The sequence below is a fragment of the Cryobacterium levicorallinum genome, assembly GCF_004402405.1.
Taxonomy (GTDB): domain Bacteria; phylum Actinomycetota; class Actinomycetes; order Actinomycetales; family Microbacteriaceae; genus Cryobacterium; species Cryobacterium levicorallinum.
This window is the reverse complement of the sequence record NZ_SOFE01000012.1, coordinates 1-19,184: the sequence shown is the minus strand read 5'-3', so window position 1 is coordinate 19,184 and position 19,184 is coordinate 1. Positions and strand designations below refer to the sequence as shown.

Below are 19,184 nucleotides of genomic sequence, written 5' to 3'. Positions count from 1 at the left end.
GGTGGCCAACGCCCCGGCTACAGCCCGCGGCGCTTTCGAGCGGTCACCCGCAGGCCACTGGCGCGCAACCGCACGATCATCTCGCGAAAGGTGACCGGGAGAGCGCCGGCGGCCACCAGCTCGTGGTAGTTGGCTTCCGGCACGTCGTAGTGATCCAGGTCGAATCCGCGCCGCGGAAGGCCGGCGGCAGCGGCGAAGGCGTGTAATTCGTCAAGATTCAAGTCGCTCACGAGGTGTGCCCACACCGTTCCGTGCGCCGGCCAGCTAGGCTGGTCGATAAGTATTGCCATGATCGAAGTCTACGAGCCGCACCGTGTTTCAGATGTGGTTCAGACACGCCGCGCCGTTGGTTTGACCGCGGGTAGCGAATCAGGTAAAGTCAACCCTTGGTGTGCGTTAGGCAAAATCAACGCAAATGCCAAGGTTTTCTGAGTGTGCGCAGCCAGCCGGTTCGTACGCTGCAGTCAATTACAGCAGTCAATTCACACTAGTGAATTTTCAGATTCGGAGCCTTGGGCTCCCCAGAGATTGGTACGTAAAGTGGTTTACGCAGTTGTGCGCGCCGGAGGGCGGCAGGAGAAGGTAGAGGTCGGTACCATCGTGACGATGGACCGAATCAAGGCTGACAAGGACGGCAACGTCGAGCTGGCCGCCGTGCTTCTCGTCGACGGCGACAAGATCACCTCTGACGGGGCGTCGCTGGCCAAGATCAAGGTCACCGCTGAGGTTTTGAACAACCTTCGCGGTCCGAAGATCGTCATCCAGAAGTTCAAGAACAAGACCGGGTACAAGAAGCGTCAGGGGCACCGTCAGGAGCTCACTCGCGTTCAGGTTACCGGCATCGCCTAGGCCTGAGGAGATAGACAGATGGCACATAAAAAAGGTGCGAGTTCCACTCGCAACGGTCGTGACTCGAACGCTCAGCGCCTCGGCGTGAAGCGCTTCGGTGGTCAGGTTGTCGGCGCGGGCGAGATCATCGTTCGTCAGCGCGGCACGCACTTCCACCCCGGCGTCAACGTCGGCCGTGGTGGCGACGACACGCTCTTCGCCCTGGCAGCCGGCTCCGTGCAGTTCGGTGCCAAGGGTGGCCGCAAGGTCATCAACATCGTGGTGGCAGCCGAGTAGGTTTTCACAGTACGGTGCTTTTCAGCACATCGTCAGGGCGGGCTTCGGTCCGCCCTGACGTGTTTCTCCGCGGTGTTGATCAAACACAGCACCGATTTACCGCAGCACCGATTTACCGCACAACGTTTCATAGCACCTTTGTTTTGAAGCATTTCTTGCGCCACCTGAAAGGGGCACTCCATGGCCACATTCGTTGACCACGTGACGCTGCATTTACGAGCGGGCAATGGAGGAAACGGATGCGTTTCGGTCAAGCGCGAGAAGTTCAAACCCCTCGCCGGCCCGGACGGCGGCAACGGCGGCGGCGGCGGAGACCTCGTGCTCGTGGCCGATCCGAGCACGACCACCCTGCTCGGCTACCACCGCTCACCGCACCGCAGCTCCGACAATGGCGGCCCCGGCATGGGTGACCACCGCAACGGGCACAACGGCGACCTGCGTGAGCTCATGGTGCCCATCGGTACCGTCGTCAAGGACATCGAGGGCAACGAGCTGCTCGATATGAATGAACCCGGGCTGCGCCTCGTCGTCGCGCCCGGCGGTCAGGGCGGGCTCGGTAACGCTGCCCTCGCTTCGACCAAGCGCAAGGCCCCCGGCTTCGCCCTGCTCGGCACGCTCGGCTGGGAAGGCGACGTTTACCTTGAGCTCAAGACGGTAGCGGATGTCGCGCTCGTTGGATATCCCTCCGCCGGCAAATCCAGCCTCATCGCCGCCATGAGCGCGGCTCGGCCCAAGATTGCCGACTACCCGTTCACCACGCTGCACCCCAACCTTGGCGTCGTCGAATCCGGCGAGTCGCGCTATACCATCGCCGACGTACCCGGACTGATCGAGGGTGCGAGCGAGGGAAAGGGCCTCGGCCTGGAGTTCCTGCGCCATGTTGAGCGCTGTACCGCCCTGCTGCACGTGCTCGACTGTGCCACCCTTGAGCCCGGCCGTGACCCGATCAGCGACCTCGACGTCATCCTCGGTGAACTGGACGCCTACCCGGTGCCCGAGGGCCAGAAGCCGCTGCTGCAGCGCTCCCAGCTCATCGCCCTGAACAAGATCGACGTACCGGAAGGCCGCGAACTTGCCGCCTTCGTCAAGGCCGACCTCGAAGCCCGCGGCTACCGCGTCTTCGAGATCTCCACCGTCACCCACGAGGGCCTCAAGCAGCTCAACTATGCCCTCGCCGAGGTCGTCGAACAGGGCCGCGTCGAGGCAGCTGCAGCCGAAGCGAAGAAGCCGCGCATCATCATCCGTCCCAAGGCCGTCGACGAGGGTGGCTTCGTCATCAAGGTCGAGGGTGGCACCTTCGGCAACATCTACCGCATCCTCGGCACCAAGCCGGAACGCTGGATCCAGCAGACCGACTTCACCAACGACGAGGCCGTCGGCTTCCTCGCCGACCGACTCGCCAAACTCGGTATCGAGAACGAACTGTACAAGTCGGGTGCCATCGCCGGCTCGACCGTCATCATCGGCCCGGGCCATGGTGTCGTCTTCGACTGGGAGCCCACGCTCACCTCGACCGCCGAACTCATCACGGCTCCCCGCGGAACAGACGCCCGCCTTGACGAGCCCAAACGTCGTACCAGTAACGAACGCCGCGAGGAGTACTTCGGCAGGATGGATGCCAAGTCATCGGCCCGCGCCGAACTCATTCGTGAGCGCGAAGCCGGAATGTGGCAGACCGGTGAAGAGGAATACAACGAGGACGTGCGCCTCGCCGACGTCACGGTGGCTGCGGACGGCAGCGTCGCCCCGGTCGACACTGAGGTCGAGGTCGAGGTCGAGGTCGAGGTCGAGGTCGAAACAAACGTCGACGCCGACAGCGAGAACGACACAACGGAAGAAGTACAGAAGTGAGTGGCTTAGCTAGAGAAAATGTAGCGAGCGCGAAACGGGTCGTCGTGAAGGTCGGCTCGTCGTCGATCAGCGGCGACAACTCCGACCAGATCACCCTACTGGTCGACGCTCTGGCCGAGTCTTACGGTCGCGGCACCGAGGTCGTGCTCATCTCCTCCGGCGCGGTTGCCACCGGCATGCCATTCCTGAACCTGGAAGAACGTCCGAGTGACGTCGCCACCCAGCAGGCGGCTGCCGCCGTCGGTCAGAACGTGCTCATCTTTCGATACCAGGAGAGCCTGGACCGGTACGGCATCGCCGCCGGCACGGTGCTGCTGACCGAGGGCGACGCCCTCAAGGAGCCGCACCGCAGCAATACCCGGCGCGCGCTCGAGCGTCTGCTCGACCTGCGCATCCTGCCCGTCGTCAACGAGAACGACACCGTCGCCGTGTACGGCCTGCGCTTTGGAAGCAACGACCGTCTCGCCGCACTCGTTGCCACGCTCATCCACGCGGACCTGCTCATCATGCTCAGCGACGTTGACGCGCTCTACACCAAGCCGCCGCACCTGCCCGGCGCCGAGAAGCTCGATTTCATCGCGGCGGATGACCCGCTCGACGGTTTCGAGTTCAGCTCTAGTGGAGCGACCGGGGTCGGTACCGGGGGAGCGAGCACGAAGGTCGTCGCGGCCCGCCTCGCGACCAAGGCCGGAACCGCCGTTCTGGTCACCTCGACCGAATTGGCCGCTGCAGCCCTGCGCGGCGAGCACGTCGGCACCTGGTTCGAGCCGACGGCCAGCGAAGAGCGTCGCGCCCTACTCTGAGCCGGATCGGGTCTGAGCCGGATCGGGAGCCCGACCCGGCTGCGCTAAACTGCCTCTGGTCGCTTCCGTTGCGTCCGTAATTCTCGCCGGAGGACCAGTTACATGTGCGGTTGCAGTCCGTTGATACGTGCACTATTCATGGTTTCCGAGTGAGGGCCCGCTCGCAGGAACTTGTTCGTTCGGCGGCGCGCATCGTCGTCAAAGTGGGTTCCTCGTCGATCAGCGGCGAGAATTCCGGGCAGATCGCACCGCTCGTTGATGCCCTCGCCGAAGCCCATGGCCGCGGCACCGAGGTCATCCTGGTGTCGTCGGGTGCGATCGCCATAGGCATGCCGTACCTGAAGCTGCAGGAGCGCCCCACCGACCTGGCGACCCAGCAGGCCGCGGCATCCGTTGGTCAGAATTTGTTGATCTTTCGCTACCAGGACAGCCTCGACCGCTATGACATCGTCGCAGGGCAGGTGCTGCTCACCGCGAGCGATCTCGATAACGCCACCCACCGCGGCAATGCCCAGCGGGCGATGGAGCGCCTGATGGCGTTGCGGATCCTGCCGATCGTGAACGAAAACGACACGGTGGCGACCCACGAAATTCGATTCGGTGACAACGATCGACTCGCCGCCCTCGTAGCCATCCTGATCGATGCCGACCTGCTGGTGCTACTCAGCGACGTCGACGCGCTCTACACCTGCCCGCCGCACCTGCCCGGCGCCGAGCGCATCAGCCACGTCGCTTCCGGCGATCCACTGATCGGCATGGAATTTGGCGCGACCAAGGTCAACGGGGTGGGCACCGGGGGAGCGAGCACCAAGATCACGGCCGCCCGGATCGCCGCGCAGGCCGGAACCGCCGTGCTCGTCACCGCGACCGGACTCGTGTCCGAAGCGTTGCGCGGCGAACCGGTCGGAACCTGGTTTGAACCCTCGCCGGCACCGTCGGCCCAGCGCATCCGCTGAGAAAGTCTAAATAGTCTCTCGGCAGGCCCTCCGGTAAACTGGCGGGCATGTTGCAGTCACTGAACGATGTCGCCCAGCTCACGCCCACCCTTGAGGCCGCTCGCACCGCTTCCCTGTCGCTCGCTTCGGCACCGACAGAGGTGAAGAACACGGCGCTCAAGCTGATCGCCCAGTCTTTGCGGGAGAACGTCGCGGCCATCGTCACGGCGAACCAGATCGACCTCGATGCTGGGGCGACCAACGGCCTGACCGCCGGGCTGCTCGACCGGCTCAAGCTCGACGAGGCGCGTCTCACGGCTCTCGCTGATTCCGTCGACCAGATCGCCCTATTGACCGACCCGGTCGGCCAGGTCGTGCGCGGCAGCAGCCTGCCCAACGGCATCAAGATCAGCCAGGTGCGCGTGCCGTTCGGCGTCATCGGCGTCATCTATGAGGCCCGCCCCAACGTCACCGTCGACCTCGCCGCCCTCGCCATTAAGAGCGGCAACGCTGTCGTGCTGCGCGGTGGGTCCGCCGCCGAGAACAGCAACCGAGTTCTCATCGATCTCGTCCAGGCCGCCATCGCCGCGGCCGGGCTCAACCCCGACTCGGTGCAGACCATCGATCCCTTCGGCCGGGCCGGCGCGACCGAACTCATGAAGGCACGCGGCTTCGTCGATGTGCTCATTCCGCGCGGCAGCGCCAACCTCATTCGCACCGTCGTGACCGAGTCCCAGGTTCCCGTCATTGAAACCGGCGCCGGCGTCGTGCACATCTTCCTCGACGAAACGGCCACCAAGCAGTGGGCGATCGACATCGTGCACAACTCCAAAACGCACCGGCCCAGCGTCTGCAACGCCCTCGAAACCCTGCTCGTGCACCGCAGCGCCGCCGAACGACTTCTGCCCGACGTGCTGGCCAAGCTGGAAGCCTCCGGGGTGACGATTCACGCGGATGCCCGCACCCGCGCCCTCTACCCGTCCGCCGTCCCGGCGACCGACGATGACTGGGCCACCGAATATATGAGCCTCGACCTCTCGGTCGCGATCGTGGATTCTCTCGACGAGGCGATTGCGCACATCCGTCGCTATTCGACCGGGCACACCGAGTCGATCATTACCAACGACCTGCAGAACGCGGAGCGGTTCCTGAACGAGGTGGATTCGGCCTCGGTCATGGTCAACACCTCGACTCGGTTCACCGACGGCGGCGAGTTCGGTTTCGGCGCCGAGGTGGGCATTTCCACCCAGAAGCTGCATGCCCGCGGCCCGATGGGGTTGCCCGAGCTGACCAGCACCAAGTGGATCGTGCGCGGCACCGGACAGGTGCGCTCGTAGCTTTAGCCAGGTCACTGCTGGCTGCCGCTAGAATGGGTACGGCGGCGTGAAACGTCGCACCCATAATTTGATTTGAACAGCTCGAGCAGCGTGCTGGTCGTTGTGCCTGAATGGAGAACCGATGTCCTTTGTGACTGCTGTGCTGACCGAGGTCGAGCACATCGCCCTGCCGCTGCCCCTGATTGCCTACCCGATGGTCGCGGCCGTGTTGTTCCTCGCCCTCGGCATCGTGCTGTGGAGCTTTCGCGATGTCTCCAACCGTCACAGTGGTAAGGCCGACGCCTACGCGGCAGCGCACGGCGGACACGGCTCCAGCACCGGTGGCCACTAGAAGCCTGATCGTAACGTGACAGTTCGTCGTCCGCGCATCGGCGTGATGGGCGGTACCTTCGACCCCATCCACCATGGACACCTCGTCGCCGCGAGCGAAGTGGCGCAGAGCTTCGACCTGGACGAAGTCGTCTTCGTACCCACCGGGCAACCTTGGCAAAAAAGCGGCGTGACCGGCGGGGAGCATCGTTACCTGATGACGGTCATTGCCACCGCGTCGAATCCCCGATTCACCACCAGCCGCGTCGATATCGACCGGGTCGGGCCGACATATACGATCGACACGCTTCGGGACCTGCACGAGGAACGACCAGACGCCGAACTGTTCTTCATCACCGGAGCGGATGCCATCACGCAGATTCTCGGGTGGAAAGACGTGCGCGAGCTGTGGCAGCTGGCCCATTTCGTCGCTGTGAGTCGCCCGGGGCATGAGCTGAGCGTTTCGGGTTTACCCAACCAGGACGTAAGCTTGTTGGAAGTTCCGGCACTGTCCATTTCGTCTACTGACTGCCGGGCACGGGTCAATCGGGGTTTCCCGGTCTGGTATCTGGTCCCCGATGGGGTCGTCCAGTACATCTCAAAGCATCATCTGTATCGGAGTGTGGCATGACGTTGGGAGAGCCTCAGCCGCTCAGCCGACGTCAGGCGCGTGAACTTGCGCGTCATCAGGAGCCCGTTCCCGTTCTTGACGTGCCCGCGCTGACCCCCGCAGCCTTACGCCCAGCTGCGCTGGCAGCCCCGGGGAGTGCCCCAGTCGCGCGGCGGTCCAGTCGCCACCACACGCCCGACCGAGCCAGCGAACCGGCCGAGTCGGCGGCATCCACTGCACCAGCGGAAACCCCGACACCCCCGTCTGCGGTTCCCGCCGTCGAGCACGCCCTCAGCCGCCGCGAACTGCGAGCCCTGCAGGCGCGTCAAAATCAATCAGAGCAAGAGGATGCCGTGCCGACGGTGTCAGCGCCGGTCGCGCGCGAGGCCGCGGTTCCCGAGGCCGAGCTGATCGAGGCCGAGCTGATGGAACCGGAGCAGATCGAATCGGAGCAGATCGAATCGGGGCGGAGTGAGCCCGCCGGTTGGACTCCGCCCGTCGGTCACTGGTCCGTTGATTCGGGCGAGCAAACGCCGGTGCACGCGCCCGAACAGTCGCTGGATGAACTGATCAATCGCGGAATCGGCGCCGGCGGCATCCCAACGACGACGAATGCGCTCATTCTGCCGTCGATTCCGCATCAGGGCCCCAGCGTGAGTCCGATCTCCAACACCGGTGAGATCATAATCACGGGATCTTTCGATCTGCCACGCAGTCTTGGCTCCACCGGGGCGCATCCCAATCTGTTTGATTCGTCCGAGATGGACCACATGATGGACCAGCTCGATGCTGACCAGCTTGGCGGCGACTCGGCACCGGTCAGTGCCAGTCGCGCAGTGAGTACGCATGCCTCGACTCGCGGCATGCTGACGCCGCCAAAGAAGCAGCGAGCGTCGCTTCCCATGGTTCTGGTCATCACGACGGCGATCCTTGCGGTCAGTGTTCTCGCTCTCTTCGTGACTGGCTACCTGTTGGGCATTTTCTAGTGCCGCTACGCGGATCGATCCCACAATTTTCTCCGACGCGTCGATGTGACTCGTTTCCCTCCGTTCCCCCCATCATCGCTGCGTGCGCATTCACGCCCCGCGGCACAATCTCAAGGATTCAGTTATGACCACGTCGCCGCACGCCCTCGAGCTGCTCAAAATTGCCGTTGCCGCCGCCGATTCGAAGGGTGGGGAAGATCTGGTTGCGCTTGACGTGTCCAATCCGCTTCCCCTGGCTGATATTTTCTTCATCGTCACCGGACGCTCCGAACGTAACGTCGTTGCCATCGCCGGTGAAATCGAAGACAAGCTAATCGAGGCCGGCCACAAGCCGCTCCGCCGTGAGGGACGCGCTGCCGGACGCTGGGTCCTCGTTGACTTCGGCGACCTGGTCGTGCACGTCTTCCACGAGGAAGAGCGCCAGTACTACGCTCTGGAGCGCCTGTGGAAGGACTGCCCGGTGATTCCGACCGGGATTCCGGCCAAAGTGGCAGCCGAAGTTGACGCGGAAGAGGTCGCGGAGTAGCTTCGGTTTCGCAGATCACATTCTGTGTTGTAAGCTAACAAAGTTGTTTCGGAGAGATTCGAAACGACAATCTGGGTCCGTGGCGCAGCTGGTAGCGCACCTGCATGGCATGCAGGGGGTCAGGGGTTCGAATCCCCTCGGATCCACCAGAATAAAAAAGCCCCGACAGTGTCGGGGCTTTTTTGTGCCCTCTCCCGGTATTTTTTGGAGCCGGCTAAAAAGTGTTGCAATCTTCATGACGAGTTTTTTCGTGAGTTTCTGCGGCCGAGTGCCAGAGTTAGTCGAGTCCCCGACCTGGCTGGGCAAGAGTGGCATCCTTGCCAGGTTCAAAGCTGCCGAAGAAATACCGCGTGGCGGGTATCGGAAAAAGTTTTGGGCAGCGATAATCTCTTAGTGGTTGATCCCACAAGCACGAATTCAATATATGCGTCCCGAATGCATCCCTCATAAATTGGAGATATACAGCATGAAGAAGACCACCGTTCAATTGTTAGACGACCTCGACGGTTCCGTTATCGAGAATGGCTCGGGGGCATCCGTTTCTTTCGCGTTTGAGGGCGACTCCTATGAGGTCGATCTGTCAGAAAAGAATCTCGCTGAGTTTCGTGCAGCCTTGAAGCCCTACGCCGACGTTGCCCGCAGAGTTGGCTATGTTCCCGCGAAAGCGCGAGCCGCCAGCGGATCAAAGTCGGATCGTGCCGAGCTTCAAGCCGTGCGGGCATGGGCTGCGGCCAATGGCATTCAGGTTTCCGACCGCGGGCGCATTGCGGCGACCGTTCGTGAGGCCTATTCACGAGCACTGGCCAACTAAGACAGGTTCTGCTTTATGCACGAGGATGTGCGGTGTCCCTGCCTGAGCGGAGACACCTATTCCGCCTGCTGCGGTCGGTTTCACGCCGGCGCGGCCGTTCCTTCCACCGCCCAGTGGTTGATGCGGTCGCGTTACAGCGCCTTTGCACTCGGTCACGCGCAGTATCTGCTGGACACTTGGCATCCGCTCACTAAGCCGAGCTCACTCGAATTAGACCCGTCCCTCACCTGGCGTCGCCTTGACATTCTGCGGACCGAGAGCGGGGGAATGCTCGATAGCGACGGCGTCGTCGAATTCACTGCTCACTATCGCCAGGATGGTATTCCCGGGCAGCAACATGAAGTTAGCCGCTTTCAGAAGGTGACGGGGTGTTGGTATTACCTCGACGGCGAATCGGCGGGCTGACCACTCCCGGCGGCGTCTTCCCAGCCATGCGTCATAGATTGAATGCCATGTCTAACGCCCTCTCCCGCGATATCGCCACCGGCACCGATCCCCGGCATCCGGTGCGTCGCGCGTTGGGCCGGGCACGGGCCTGGGTTGATGGGCATGCTTATCTGCTCTTCGCCTATCGCCTGGCGGTTGCCCTGCTGGGCACCCTCGTCATTCTTGTGGGAGTCATTCTGATCCCCCTGCCTGGGCCGGGCTGGCTCATCGTTTTTCTGGGCCTCGCCGTGCTTGGAACGGAGTTCGCCTCGGCTCGACGGGTGGGTGCGTTCCTCAAACGGATCGTCACTCGTGCCTGGGCCTGGTGGCGCGCACGCCGTGCTCGCCGCGTTGCGAGCTCGGCGTAACCCTCGCCAGGGCGGCTGCTTCAGCGGCCGAAGGGCATGGCGGGAGCGCTGAAGAACAGTGACGCCAGAATGGCGACGTAAACGATGACGAAAATTGCCGGGGTGACGTAGCGCACGACATTCACCCACGGCGCCATGGCAATGATGCACCGGGTGAGCGCGCTGGGCGCTTCCAGGGCCCGCAGGTCGGCGATGACGGCGAGACCCTCGTTGGCGGCACTTATCTGTGCAAGGGCACCAAAAATACCCGAGGCGAGCAGGATGCCTGCCGCAGCGATGCGTACGGCCGGGTCAGCGGTTGCCAGTCCGAGTGCGAGAAAGCCGACGACAGCGGTCAGCAGAAACGTCGGGGCGGCCTGGGACACGATAATGTGTGCGCGTGCCTTGCCCCAGAAAGTTATGAGCTGGGATTCCGTCATGGTGGCTCCATTCGTTGTGGCACCGCCGACGGCGCCTGACTCCATTCTTGCGTGTTCAGCGTGTTCAGCGTGTTCAGCGAGATCATCCGTTGGATCGGACGATGAATTGGCCGAGCCGTTGGTTCGGCGAACCGCATCCACGATGGGATTCGGGCTATCGCCGACGATCCCATAAATTCGGCGCACGCCCGCCCGCAGAAGTTGGCCGATGGGTTGATCTGCGACTGAGGATGCCATGCCTTTGTTCAACGCGCAGTCGCGGTGGAAAGACAGTGCCGGTTGGCGACTGACCCTCCAGCGCCGCGAGGAACTTCTTAGGGTCCCAACCAACTCCCGCTCGAGCGGAAGGCAGATATGTCGGCGGATGCCTGTAGCGTATTTTCCAAGCGCGGCCACCGTCGGGTGCTGCCGTGTCCCTCAACTAGCACCTGACCGTGTCCCACCTTCCCTTCGAGGAGTCTCATGGAAACCTGGCCCGGCACCGCCTACCCCCTCGGCGCAACCTTTGACGGGAGCGGCACCAACTTCGCCCTGTTCAGTGAGGCGGCCCAACGAGTCGAACTGTGCCTCTTTGATGAAGACGGCGGTGAGACGCGCATCGAGGTACGCGAGTCATCCGCTTATATCTGGCACTGCTATCTTCCGCTCGTGCAGCCGGGCCAGCGCTACGGCTACCGGGTGCATGGCGATTACAACCCCGCAGCGGGCAACCGGCTCAACCCGAGCAAGCTGCTGCTTGACCCCTACGCCAAGGCTACGACCGGGGCCATCGACTGGGATCCGTCGCTGTTCTCCTATGACTTCGACGACCCGGATTCCCCGAACGACGAAGACTCCGCGGCACACATGATGCTCGGCGTGGTCGTCAACCCATTCTTCGACTGGACCGGCGACCGGTCGTTGCGCACGCCATACAGCGAGTCCCTAATCTACGAGGCACACGTCAAGGGACTCACCAAGCTTCAGGAGTCCGTACCGGAGACCCAACGGGGCACCTACGCGGGATTGGCGCATCCTTCGGTCATCGACCATCTGCAGAAATTGGGGGTGACGGCTATCGAACTCATGCCGGTGCACCAGTTCGTGAACGACGGCACCCTCATGGAGCAGGGCCTGAACAATTACTGGGGCTACAACTCGATCGGATTCTTCGCGCCGCACAACGCGTATTCCTCCACCGGTGATCTCGGTCAGCAGGTGCAGGAGTTCAAGGGCATGGTGCGCAGCCTGCACGCCGCCGGAATTGAAGTCATCCTCGACGTGGTCTACAACCACACCGCCGAGGGCAACCAAATGGGGCCCACCCTATCGTTCAAGGGCATCGACAATGAGGCCTACTACCGCCTCATGGATGACGACAAGCGCTACTATATGGACTACACGGGCACCGGCAACACCCTCAATGTTCGGCACCCGCACGTGCTGCAGCTCATCATGGATTCGCTGCGCTACTGGGTGCTCGAGATGCACGTTGACGGCTTTCGGTTCGATCTGGCCTCCGCTCTGGCCCGAGACCTGTACGAAGTCGACAAACTGTCCACCTTCTTCGAGCTTGTGCAGCAGGACCCGATCGTGTCGCAGGTCAAGCTCATCGCCGAGCCGTGGGACGTCGGCCCGGGCGGCTACCAGGTCGGTAATTTCCCCTCCCAGTGGTCGGAATGGAACGGCAAGTACCGCGACACCGTTCGAGACTTCTGGCGGGGAGAGCCGTCCACACTCGGCGAGTTCGCCTCGCGCGTGGCCGGCTCGGCCGACCTGTACGAGCACTCAGGGCGGCGCCCGATGGCCTCGATCAACTTCGTCACGGCGCACGACGGCTTCACCATCGCTGACCTCGTGTCCTACAACGAGAAACACAACGATGCCAACGGCGAAGACAACAACGACGGCGAATCGCACAACCGGTCCTGGAACTCCGGCGTCGAGGGCCCTACTGACGACCCCGAGATTCGCGGGCTGCGCGCCCGCCAGGCGCGCAATTTCCTTGCCACCCTGTTGCTGTCGCAGGGGGTTCCGATGCTGTTGCACGGCGACGAACTGGGCCGCACCCAGCTTGGCAATAACAACACCTATGCGCAGGACTCCGAGCTGACCTGGGTGCACTGGGACGAAGCCGACCTGCCACTGATCGAGTTCACGGCGGCGGTCTCCCGCCTGCGCCGCGAGCACCCGACGTTCCGGCGCAGCCGGTTCTTCGACGGACGCCCGGGCAAACGGGTGGCAGGGGAGTCCCTGCCCGACATCGTCTGGCTCAACACCGACGGCGAGCCGATGGCGTCAGAAGACTGGGACGAGAATCTGGCCCGCACGGTGGCCAAGTTTCTCAATGGCAACGGAATCCGCGAACGCGACGTGCGCGGGCAAGAGGTCGTCGACGTCAATTTTCTGCTCCTGTTCAACGCGGATGCCGAGGACGTCGAATTCAAGCTGCCGCCCGATGAGTACGCCCCGGCCTGGGAGATCGTCGTCGACACCGCCGGCGAGGGGGCCGATTCCGTTGCCCGTCCGGCCGGAGCCATTCAAACGGTAGTTGGTCGGTCCCTCGTGGTTCTGCGCGCGTATCACGAACCCGAAGCTGCCCCGGATCATTCGGTGGCCGCGTCACTCGCGGGCAACACCGGGTTGATCTCCCTCCCGGGTCTGACCTAATGCCGCTGAGCACTTATCGGCTGCAGATCACGGCCGGATTCGACCTCGATGCAGCGGCCGAAATCGTGGACTACGTGCGCTCCCTCGGTGCTGGCTGGGTCTACCTGTCGCCGCTGCTGAAGGCCGAACCCGGATCGGATCACGGCTACGACGTGGTCGACCACTCGCTGGTTGACCCGGCCCGTGGCGGTGCGGCGGGGCTCGTCCGGCTTGCAACGGCAGCGCACCAGGCCGGGTGCGGCGTGCTCGTAGACATTGTGCCCAACCATATGGGGGTCGCCAGCCCGGCGCAGAACGCCTGGTGGTGGGACCTGCTGCAGAACGGTCAGCAGTCGCGTTATGCCGAGGCCTTCGACGTCGACTGGGCGTTCGGCAATGGCAAGATTCGCATTCCGGTTCTCGGCGACGATGGTTCGGATGGCCGCACGGAACTCGACCGGCTCAAGATCGTGGGCGGCGAGCTGCATTATTTTGACAACCGATTTCCCCTGGCGGCCGAAAGCAACAATGACGGTGCCAGCCCGGCCGATGTGCACTCCAGGCAACACTACGAGTTGGTGAACTGGCGTCGCGCCGACGCCGAGTTGAACTACCGCCGATTTTTCGCGGTGAACAGCCTCGCTGGTATCCGGGTCGAGGTGCCGTGGGTGTTTGAGGAATCGCACCGCGAGATCGTGCGTTGGGTGCGCGACGGCCTCGTGCAGGGATTGCGGGTCGACCACCCCGACGGGCTCGCCGATCCTGCCGGCTACCTGGAAGCCCTGCGGCGGGCCACCGACGGCTGCTACGTTCTGGTCGAGAAGATCCTGGAAGGGCGCGAAGCGCTGCCGACCAGCTGGGCGACTGCCGGCACCACCGGTTATGACGCCCTCGCCGACGTCGACCGGGTGCTCGTCGATCCGGCCGGCCAGGAGCCCCTCGATGCGCTCGAGGCCAGCCTGCAGGGCGTCGCCACCGACTGGGCCGACCTGGTCTATCGCAACAAGCGCGACGTGACCGACGGCATTCTGCGTTCCGAGGTGCTGCGAATCGCCCGACTCGTGCCGAGCGATACGGGGAACCTGGCACCGACCGCCGAGGCCCTGGCCGACCTGCTGGCCTGGTTTCCGGTCTATCGCTCGTACCTGCCCGTTGGCTCGGAGAATCTGCGCGAGGCGGCCCGCCGCTCGGCTACCCGCCGCCCGGAACTTCAATCCGAGATCGACCGGCTGCTGCCCCTGCTCGGCGACCCGGGGCATCCGGCCGCCGTGCGCTTTCAACAGACCTCGGGCATGGTCATGGCCAAGGGCGTTGAAGATCGGGCTTACTACCGGTTCAGTCGGTTGACCTCGCTCAACGAGGTCGGGGCCGATCCCGACGAGTTCGCCGTGCCGGTGGCTGAGTTTCACAAGCGGCAGCGCACGCGTCAGGCGGGTTTTCCGCACTCGATGACGACGCTGTCGACTCACGACACCAAACGCGGCGAAGACGTGCGGGCGCGCATTGCGGTGCTTGCCGAGATCCCCGCCGAGTGGGCGGAGGCGCTACACCAGCTGCGGGCAGCGCATCCGCTCGACGATGCGCCCTTCGAGAACCTGCTCTGGCAGGCGATCGTGGGCGCCTGGCCGGCCAGCCGGGAGCGGCTCGCCGCTTACGCCCTCAAGGCCGCGCGCGAAGCCGGCACGTCGACCACCTGGACCCAGCCGAACACCGGTTTCGAAGCGGCTCTCGACGACCTCGTCACAGCCGCCGTCGAGTCGGGGCCGACCCGCGATCTCCTCACCGCACTGGTTGACCGGCTGCAGCAGCCCGGGTGGAGCAATTCGCTTTCCCAGAAGCTGCTGCAGCTGACCATGCCGGGCGTCCCAGACGTCTACCAGGGCAGCGAGCTGTGGGAGACCTCGCTCGTCGACCCCGACAATCGTCGCCCGGTCGACTATGCGCTGCGCCGCGAGCTGCTGACCCGTCTGGAAAGCGGATGGCTCCCCCCGGTCGACGAGACCGGCGCCGCCAAGCTGCTGGTCACCTCCAGCGCCCTGCACCTGCGCGGCGACCGGTCAGACCTGTTCACCCGCTACCTGCCCGTACCCGCCTTCGGCCCGGCTGCTGGCCATATCGTCGCGTTCGACCGCGGCGGAGCGATCACCGTGGCCACGCGGCTGCCGATCGGGTTGCACGAGGCCGGCGGCTGGCGCGACACGACCATTGCCGTGGCCGGTCGCACCATCGTCGATGTGTTCACGCGCCAGCGCTTTGACGGCCCGAGCCTGCGAGTCGCCGATGTGCTGGCCCGGTATCCGGTGGCGTTACTGGTGGCTGCCGACGACCGAGACCGCCCTTCCCACCGCATCGGACGTCACACATGAACGAGCAGAGATTCGAGGTCTGGGCACCCGACGCGCAGACCGTGCAGCTGGTGTTGGGCACGCGAAGGCTGGAACTTACCGCCCGCGATGACGGCTGGTGGGAACTGCCGGCATCCGCTCGACCGGCGGTGCGCGCCGAGAACGACTACGGCTTCATCGTGGACGGGCGCGGGCCGTACGCCGACCCGCGATCACGGCGGCAGCCGGCCGGGGTGCACGCCCCGTCGCGTAGTTTCGATGCGTCCGCGCATGTCTGGCAGGATGCCGACTGGACCGGGAGGCAGCTGGCCGGCGCCGTCATCTACGAGTTACACGTGGGAACCTTTACACCCGAGGGTACGTTCGGGGCGGCCGCGAGCCGGCTCGATCACCTGCAATCGATCGGCGTTGACTTCGTCGAGCTGTTGCCGGTGAATGCCTTCAACGGCACCCACAACTGGGGCTACGACGGTGTGCTCTGGTACGCCGTGCACGAGGGTTATGGCGGTCCGGCCGCGTACCAGGCCTTTGTCGATGCTTGCCACCAGCGTGGCATTGGCGTCATTCAGGATGTCGTCTACAACCACCTCGGCCCGAGCGGCAACTATCTGCCACAGTTCGGTCCCTACCTGAGCGAGGCCGCCGGTAACACCTGGGGGTCCTCGCTCAACCTCGACGGGCCGCACTCCGATCCGGTGCGCCGATACATTCTCGACAACGCACTCATGTGGCTCGGCGACTACCACGTCGACGGCCTGCGCCTCGACGCCGTGCACGCGCTGCGCGACAGCAGCGCCACCCACCTGCTCGAGCAACTCTCCGTCGAGGTCGCCGCACTCAGCGCCGAGACCGGGCGGCCACTCACCTTGATCGCCGAATCCGACCTCAACGATCCGCGCCTCATCACCCCCCGAGAGGCGAACGGCTACGGCCTCGACGCCCAGTGGAGCGACGACTTTCATCACGCCGTGCACGTCGCCCTCACCGGGGAAACCTCAGGGTACTACGCCGACTTCGAGCCGCTCGACGCCCTGGCCAAGGTGCTCACCCACGGGTTTTTTCACGACGGCACTTATTCGAGTTTTCGGGAGCGCACCCACGGTCGCCGGATCGACCGGGAACGGATGCCCACCTGGCGGTTGGTCGTCGCATCCCAGAATCACGACCAGATCGGTAATCGGGCCGTCGGCGACCGGCTCAGCGCCCAACTGGATGTCGGCCAGCTCGCAATTGCCGCGGCGCTGACCCTGCTCGGGCCGTATACGCCAATGCTGTTCATGGGGGAAGAATGGGGGGCGACGACACCCTGGCAGTTCTTCACCTCGCATCCCGAACCTGAACTCGGCACGGCAACGGCCACCGGACGCATCAGCGAGTTTGCCCGCATGGGCTGGAATCCGGCGCTCGTCCCCGACCCGCAGGACCCGGCGACGTTCGAGCGCTCCAAGCTCAATTGGAACGAACTGGCCGAGCCCGAGCACGCTCGACTGCTCGAGTTCTACCGTGCTTTGGCTGCGCTGCGCCGCACCCACCCCGATATCACCGATCCCCGGTTCGACCAGATCGCCGTCGAGTTGGATGCGGCCGAGGGGTGGCTGCGGCTGCACCGTGGCCGCACCAAGATTCTGATCAACCTCGGCGAGCGTTCGGCGCACATCCCGGCCAGCGGGGGAGAGGTCGTGCTGTCCTTCGCCGCCGCTGGCGATGCTGTGCAGGACCGACTGCCTAACGCCCTGCAGCTGGCTCCGCACTCGGTCGTCGTGCTGGCGTGATCTGTTCAAACGACGCGTTGGATCTGGCAAGATGGGGCTGCTGCCTCCAGTCGCAGCACACTCGATGGGGGACCACGCATGGGATCGTTTCTGGCGCCGACCACGGCGGCCGCGCTCAAGCGGGTGCTGACGCTGCAAACGGATACCGCTGGTTCGCCCCTGGATCGGCTGCGCGCCATCCGCTCGCTGCAGACCGCCCTCGAACAGGACCCGGCGACCCTGGCCGCTGTTCGCGGCGCCCTCGCTGCTGACGTGTCGTGGGACCAGATCGCTGATGCGACCGGACTGAAGCCTCCGGCGGCCAAATGGCGTTGGGGCGGCACCGACGACGAGATCAGCGCCCGCCTCGAAGCCGGCCGCAAACGATCCGTGCGGCCAAGCAGTGTGCCGACCGACCTCCCCGGCCTGTCCGTCGCCGAGGCGGCGGCCGAACGCGGTGTGAGCGCCCAGGCGATTTACCTGCAGGTGCGGCGCGGCACCCTGGTCAGCCGCACGGTGACCCTGCCCGACGGCCGCAATTACAAGCGGGTGTTCCCGGCCGGCACGACTGACCCCGATTCCAGCCCCGACCTCAACGGAGACGTTCCACAATGAACAACATTCCCACTACTCTCACGATTGAGCATCGCGCCGACCGGGTGCACGTGCAGCTCGACCGGCCCGACGTGCGCAACGCCATCGACCAGACCATGATCGATGAGCTGCACGCAATTTGCGCTGAACTGGAGCAGCAGCCGCGTATCCTGATTATCAGCGGAGCGAACGGTGTCTTCGCCTCGGGTGCCGACATCGCCCAGCTGCGCGAACGGCGCCGCGACGACGCGCTGCTCGGCATCAACTCCGGGCTGTTCTCCCGCATTGCGAAACTGCCGATGCCGGTGATCGCCGCGATCGACGGCTGGGCGCTCGGCGGCGGCGCCGAACTGGCCTATGCGGCTGACTTTCGCATCGCCTCCACGAGCGCCCGGATCGGCAATCCTGAGACAGCCCTCGGCATTCTGCCCGCTGCCGGTGCGCTTTGGCGACTGGCCGAGCTCGTCGGCGAGCCGGTGGCCAAGGAGATCATCCTGGCCGGACGCATTCTGAGCGCCCCCGAATGCCTTGCCGTGCATCTGGTCACCGAGGTGCACGACCCCGACGACCTGCTCGCTGCCGCCCACGCGCTGGCCGACCGCATCGCCGCGCAGGACCCTCTGGCGACCCGTCTGGCCAAAGAAGTTTTCCACGCTCCGCGGGCGGCGCATCCGCTCGTCGACAACGTTGCTCAGTCGATTCTGTTCGAATCCGAGGCCAAGTTCGCCCGAATGGATGCCTTCCTCGCCCGTCGCAAGCGCTAGACGAAGACCACGGCTAAAGCGGTGACAGTGCCAATAGCGATCGCAGCCCATTCCATGAATACTCCCTCTTTGCGCCCACTATCGCATCGCGAGGCCACTCGCGTGCGGTTGCGACCCACTTGGATGTGGCCACGGCGAATTCAGGAAAGGGCCAGACTCGTTCAGCGCTGGACGCTACGCCAACAGCACTGCTCTGCCACATGAAACACACTTCAACTCACGTGCGGGGACTGTCTCTTTAACGGTGGTTCCGGGCTGGGCGTATTGGCCCGGTGGGTCTGGGCGGGTCGCCAGGTTTGGGACGGGTCCCACAGCAGTGGGCCGAGCACTTGGGGCCGGCCTTTGACCATGCGGATTTTCCACCCGTTTGTGTTGATGGTGTGGTGGTGGAACCAGCACAAGAGTGTTCCGTTTTCGATGTTGGTGGGGCCGCCCTGTTCCCAGGGGAGGACGTGGTGGACTTCGGTCCAGCGGGCGGGGATGGTGGAGCCGGGGATGATGCAGCCGCCGTCGCGGGCGGCGATCGCGGCGCGTTGTTTGGCGGTGAAGCAGCGGATTTTGTCGCCGAGGTAGAGCACGTCGCCGTTCTCGCCGAA

The 19,184-nt window shown here is 64.3% G+C and carries 22 protein-coding genes and 1 tRNA gene; 20 read left to right on the top strand and 3 right to left on the bottom strand.

The window, feature by feature from the left end; genetic code table 11:
* Positions 1-17: 17 nt before the first annotated feature.
* Complete coding sequence (locus E3O11_RS06700; protein ID WP_092450788.1) at positions 18-290, bottom strand: DUF4031 domain-containing protein; 273 nt, start codon at positions 288-290, stop codon at positions 18-20.
* Here E3O11_RS06700 and E3O11_RS17570 point away from each other — a divergent pair.
* From E3O11_RS17570 to E3O11_RS06630, 15 genes are all read left to right on the top strand, one after another.
* Positions 289-432, top strand: coding sequence for a hypothetical protein (locus E3O11_RS17570; RefSeq protein WP_158251689.1), 144 nt, complete (start codon positions 289-291; stop codon positions 430-432). The genes E3O11_RS06700 and E3O11_RS17570 overlap by 2 nt on opposite strands.
* Before the next feature lie 108 nt (positions 433-540).
* Positions 541-849 (top strand): 50S ribosomal protein L21, encoded by a 309-nt coding sequence (gene rplU / locus E3O11_RS06695; protein WP_092450786.1) that lies wholly within the window; start codon positions 541-543, stop codon positions 847-849.
* Positions 850-867: 18 nt separating this feature from the next.
* Positions 868-1,125, top strand: coding sequence for a 50S ribosomal protein L27 (gene rpmA / locus E3O11_RS06690; RefSeq protein WP_092450784.1), 258 nt, complete (start codon positions 868-870; stop codon positions 1,123-1,125).
* Between the two features lie 180 nt (positions 1,126-1,305).
* On the top strand, positions 1,306-2,976 hold the full coding sequence (gene obgE, locus E3O11_RS06685) for a GTPase ObgE (protein ID WP_092450782.1): 1,671 nt from the start codon (positions 1,306-1,308) through the stop codon (positions 2,974-2,976).
* Positions 2,973-3,779 (top strand): glutamate 5-kinase, encoded by an 807-nt coding sequence (gene proB, locus E3O11_RS06680; RefSeq protein ID WP_092450780.1) that lies wholly within the window; start codon positions 2,973-2,975, stop codon positions 3,777-3,779. The genes obgE and proB (E3O11_RS06680) overlap by 4 nt, the downstream gene beginning before the upstream one ends.
* A gap of 149 nt (positions 3,780-3,928) precedes the next feature.
* Positions 3,929-4,735 carry a glutamate 5-kinase gene (proB, locus tag E3O11_RS06675; RefSeq protein WP_092450778.1) on the top strand — a complete coding sequence of 269 codons (807 nt, stop codon included), beginning with the start codon at positions 3,929-3,931 and terminating at the stop codon, positions 4,733-4,735.
* A 47-nt stretch (positions 4,736-4,782) separates the two neighbouring features.
* Positions 4,783-6,051 (top strand): glutamate-5-semialdehyde dehydrogenase, encoded by a 1,269-nt coding sequence (locus E3O11_RS06670; RefSeq protein WP_092450776.1) that lies wholly within the window; start codon positions 4,783-4,785, stop codon positions 6,049-6,051.
* A 121-nt stretch (positions 6,052-6,172) separates the two neighbouring features.
* Positions 6,173-6,382, top strand: a complete 210-nt coding sequence (locus E3O11_RS06665) for a hypothetical protein (RefSeq protein WP_092450774.1) — start codon at positions 6,173-6,175, stop codon at positions 6,380-6,382.
* Positions 6,383-6,397: 15 nt separating this feature from the next.
* A complete protein-coding gene (gene nadD, locus E3O11_RS06660; protein ID WP_092450772.1) occupies positions 6,398-6,991 on the top strand; it encodes a nicotinate-nucleotide adenylyltransferase in 594 nt (197 codons plus the stop codon).
* Complete coding sequence (locus E3O11_RS06655; protein WP_134495450.1) at positions 6,988-7,956, top strand: hypothetical protein; 969 nt, start codon at positions 6,988-6,990, stop codon at positions 7,954-7,956. Before nadD ends, E3O11_RS06655 begins: the two co-directional genes overlap by 4 nt.
* Before the next feature lie 124 nt (positions 7,957-8,080).
* Positions 8,081-8,482: a ribosome silencing factor gene (gene rsfS, locus E3O11_RS06650; RefSeq protein ID WP_092450768.1), complete on the top strand. Its 402-nt coding sequence runs from the start codon at positions 8,081-8,083 to the stop codon at positions 8,480-8,482.
* A 73-nt stretch (positions 8,483-8,555) separates the two neighbouring features.
* Positions 8,556-8,631: transfer RNA gene (locus E3O11_RS06645), tRNA-Ala, on the top strand.
* Between the two features lie 317 nt (positions 8,632-8,948).
* Positions 8,949-9,293 carry a histone-like nucleoid-structuring protein Lsr2 gene (locus tag E3O11_RS06640; RefSeq protein ID WP_092450766.1) on the top strand — a complete coding sequence of 115 codons (345 nt, stop codon included), beginning with the start codon at positions 8,949-8,951 and terminating at the stop codon, positions 9,291-9,293.
* 15 nt (positions 9,294-9,308) lie between these two features.
* Positions 9,309-9,698, top strand: a complete 390-nt coding sequence (locus E3O11_RS06635; RefSeq protein WP_092450764.1) for a YchJ family protein — start codon at positions 9,309-9,311, stop codon at positions 9,696-9,698.
* Positions 9,699-9,745: 47 nt separating this feature from the next.
* Positions 9,746-10,087 (top strand): TIGR02611 family protein, encoded by a 342-nt coding sequence (locus E3O11_RS06630; RefSeq protein WP_092450762.1) that lies wholly within the window; start codon positions 9,746-9,748, stop codon positions 10,085-10,087.
* A 20-nt stretch (positions 10,088-10,107) separates the two neighbouring features.
* Here the strand turns inward: E3O11_RS06630 and E3O11_RS17565 are convergent, their stop codons facing one another.
* Complete coding sequence (locus E3O11_RS17565; protein ID WP_134471194.1) at positions 10,108-10,506, bottom strand: hypothetical protein; 399 nt, start codon at positions 10,504-10,506, stop codon at positions 10,108-10,110.
* 462 nt (positions 10,507-10,968) lie between these two features.
* Between E3O11_RS17565 and glgX the strand changes: the two genes are divergently transcribed.
* The 5 genes from glgX to E3O11_RS06600 all read left to right on the top strand — a co-directional run bounded on the left by glgX (position 10,969) and on the right by E3O11_RS06600 (position 18,588).
* On the top strand, positions 10,969-13,155 hold the full coding sequence (gene glgX, locus E3O11_RS06620; protein WP_092450758.1) for a glycogen debranching protein GlgX: 2,187 nt from the start codon (positions 10,969-10,971) through the stop codon (positions 13,153-13,155).
* Positions 13,155-15,500 (top strand): malto-oligosyltrehalose synthase, encoded by a 2,346-nt coding sequence (gene treY / locus E3O11_RS06615; protein ID WP_092450756.1) that lies wholly within the window; start codon positions 13,155-13,157, stop codon positions 15,498-15,500. The genes glgX and treY overlap by 1 nt, the downstream gene beginning before the upstream one ends.
* Positions 15,497-17,251 (top strand): malto-oligosyltrehalose trehalohydrolase, encoded by a 1,755-nt coding sequence (treZ, locus tag E3O11_RS06610; RefSeq protein ID WP_092450754.1) that lies wholly within the window; start codon positions 15,497-15,499, stop codon positions 17,249-17,251. Before treY ends, treZ begins: the two co-directional genes overlap by 4 nt.
* 78 nt (positions 17,252-17,329) lie before the next feature.
* Positions 17,330-17,845 carry a hypothetical protein gene (locus tag E3O11_RS06605; protein ID WP_092450752.1) on the top strand — a complete coding sequence of 172 codons (516 nt, stop codon included), beginning with the start codon at positions 17,330-17,332 and terminating at the stop codon, positions 17,843-17,845.
* A complete protein-coding gene (locus E3O11_RS06600; protein WP_092450750.1) occupies positions 17,842-18,588 on the top strand; it encodes an enoyl-CoA hydratase/isomerase family protein in 747 nt (248 codons plus the stop codon). Before E3O11_RS06605 ends, E3O11_RS06600 begins: the two co-directional genes overlap by 4 nt.
* A gap of 212 nt (positions 18,589-18,800) precedes the next feature.
* On the opposite strand, the gene E3O11_RS06595 is transcribed toward E3O11_RS06600, so the two are convergent.
* The coding region (locus E3O11_RS06595; RefSeq protein WP_134495448.1) for an HNH endonuclease signature motif containing protein at positions 18,801-19,184 on the bottom strand (384 nt) is incomplete at its 5' end.

Excerpts from the sequence above, each read along its gene's own strand:
- E3O11_RS06605 (WP_092450752.1), top strand. The coding sequence starts at position 17,330 with ATGGGATCGTTTCTGGCGCCGACCACGGCGGCCGCGCTCAAGCGGGTG.
- E3O11_RS17570 (WP_158251689.1), top strand. The coding sequence starts at position 289 with ATGATCGAAGTCTACGAGCCGCACCGTGTTTCAGATGTGGTTCAGACA.
- E3O11_RS06670 (WP_092450776.1), top strand. The coding sequence starts at position 4,783 with ATGTTGCAGTCACTGAACGATGTCGCCCAGCTCACGCCCACCCTTGAG.
- treZ (WP_092450754.1), top strand. The coding sequence starts at position 15,497 with ATGAACGAGCAGAGATTCGAGGTCTGGGCACCCGACGCGCAGACCGTG.
- treY (WP_092450756.1), top strand. The coding sequence starts at position 13,155 with ATGCCGCTGAGCACTTATCGGCTGCAGATCACGGCCGGATTCGACCTC.
- E3O11_RS06665 (WP_092450774.1), top strand. The coding sequence starts at position 6,173 with ATGTCCTTTGTGACTGCTGTGCTGACCGAGGTCGAGCACATCGCCCTG.
- glgX (WP_092450758.1), top strand. The coding sequence starts at position 10,969 with ATGGAAACCTGGCCCGGCACCGCCTACCCCCTCGGCGCAACCTTTGAC.
- rpmA (WP_092450784.1), top strand. The coding sequence starts at position 868 with ATGGCACATAAAAAAGGTGCGAGTTCCACTCGCAACGGTCGTGACTCG.
- E3O11_RS06655 (WP_134495450.1), top strand. The coding sequence starts at position 6,988 with ATGACGTTGGGAGAGCCTCAGCCGCTCAGCCGACGTCAGGCGCGTGAA.
- E3O11_RS17565 (WP_134471194.1), bottom strand. The coding sequence starts at position 10,506 with ATGACGGAATCCCAGCTCATAACTTTCTGGGGCAAGGCACGCGCACAC.
- E3O11_RS06635 (WP_092450764.1), top strand. The coding sequence starts at position 9,309 with ATGCACGAGGATGTGCGGTGTCCCTGCCTGAGCGGAGACACCTATTCC.
- E3O11_RS06630 (WP_092450762.1), top strand. The coding sequence starts at position 9,746 with ATGTCTAACGCCCTCTCCCGCGATATCGCCACCGGCACCGATCCCCGG.
- obgE (WP_092450782.1), top strand. The coding sequence starts at position 1,306 with ATGGCCACATTCGTTGACCACGTGACGCTGCATTTACGAGCGGGCAAT.
- E3O11_RS06640 (WP_092450766.1), top strand. The coding sequence starts at position 8,949 with ATGAAGAAGACCACCGTTCAATTGTTAGACGACCTCGACGGTTCCGTT.
- E3O11_RS06600 (WP_092450750.1), top strand. The coding sequence starts at position 17,842 with ATGAACAACATTCCCACTACTCTCACGATTGAGCATCGCGCCGACCGG.
- rsfS (WP_092450768.1), top strand. The coding sequence starts at position 8,081 with ATGACCACGTCGCCGCACGCCCTCGAGCTGCTCAAAATTGCCGTTGCC.
- E3O11_RS06700 (WP_092450788.1), bottom strand. The coding sequence starts at position 290 with ATGGCAATACTTATCGACCAGCCTAGCTGGCCGGCGCACGGAACGGTG.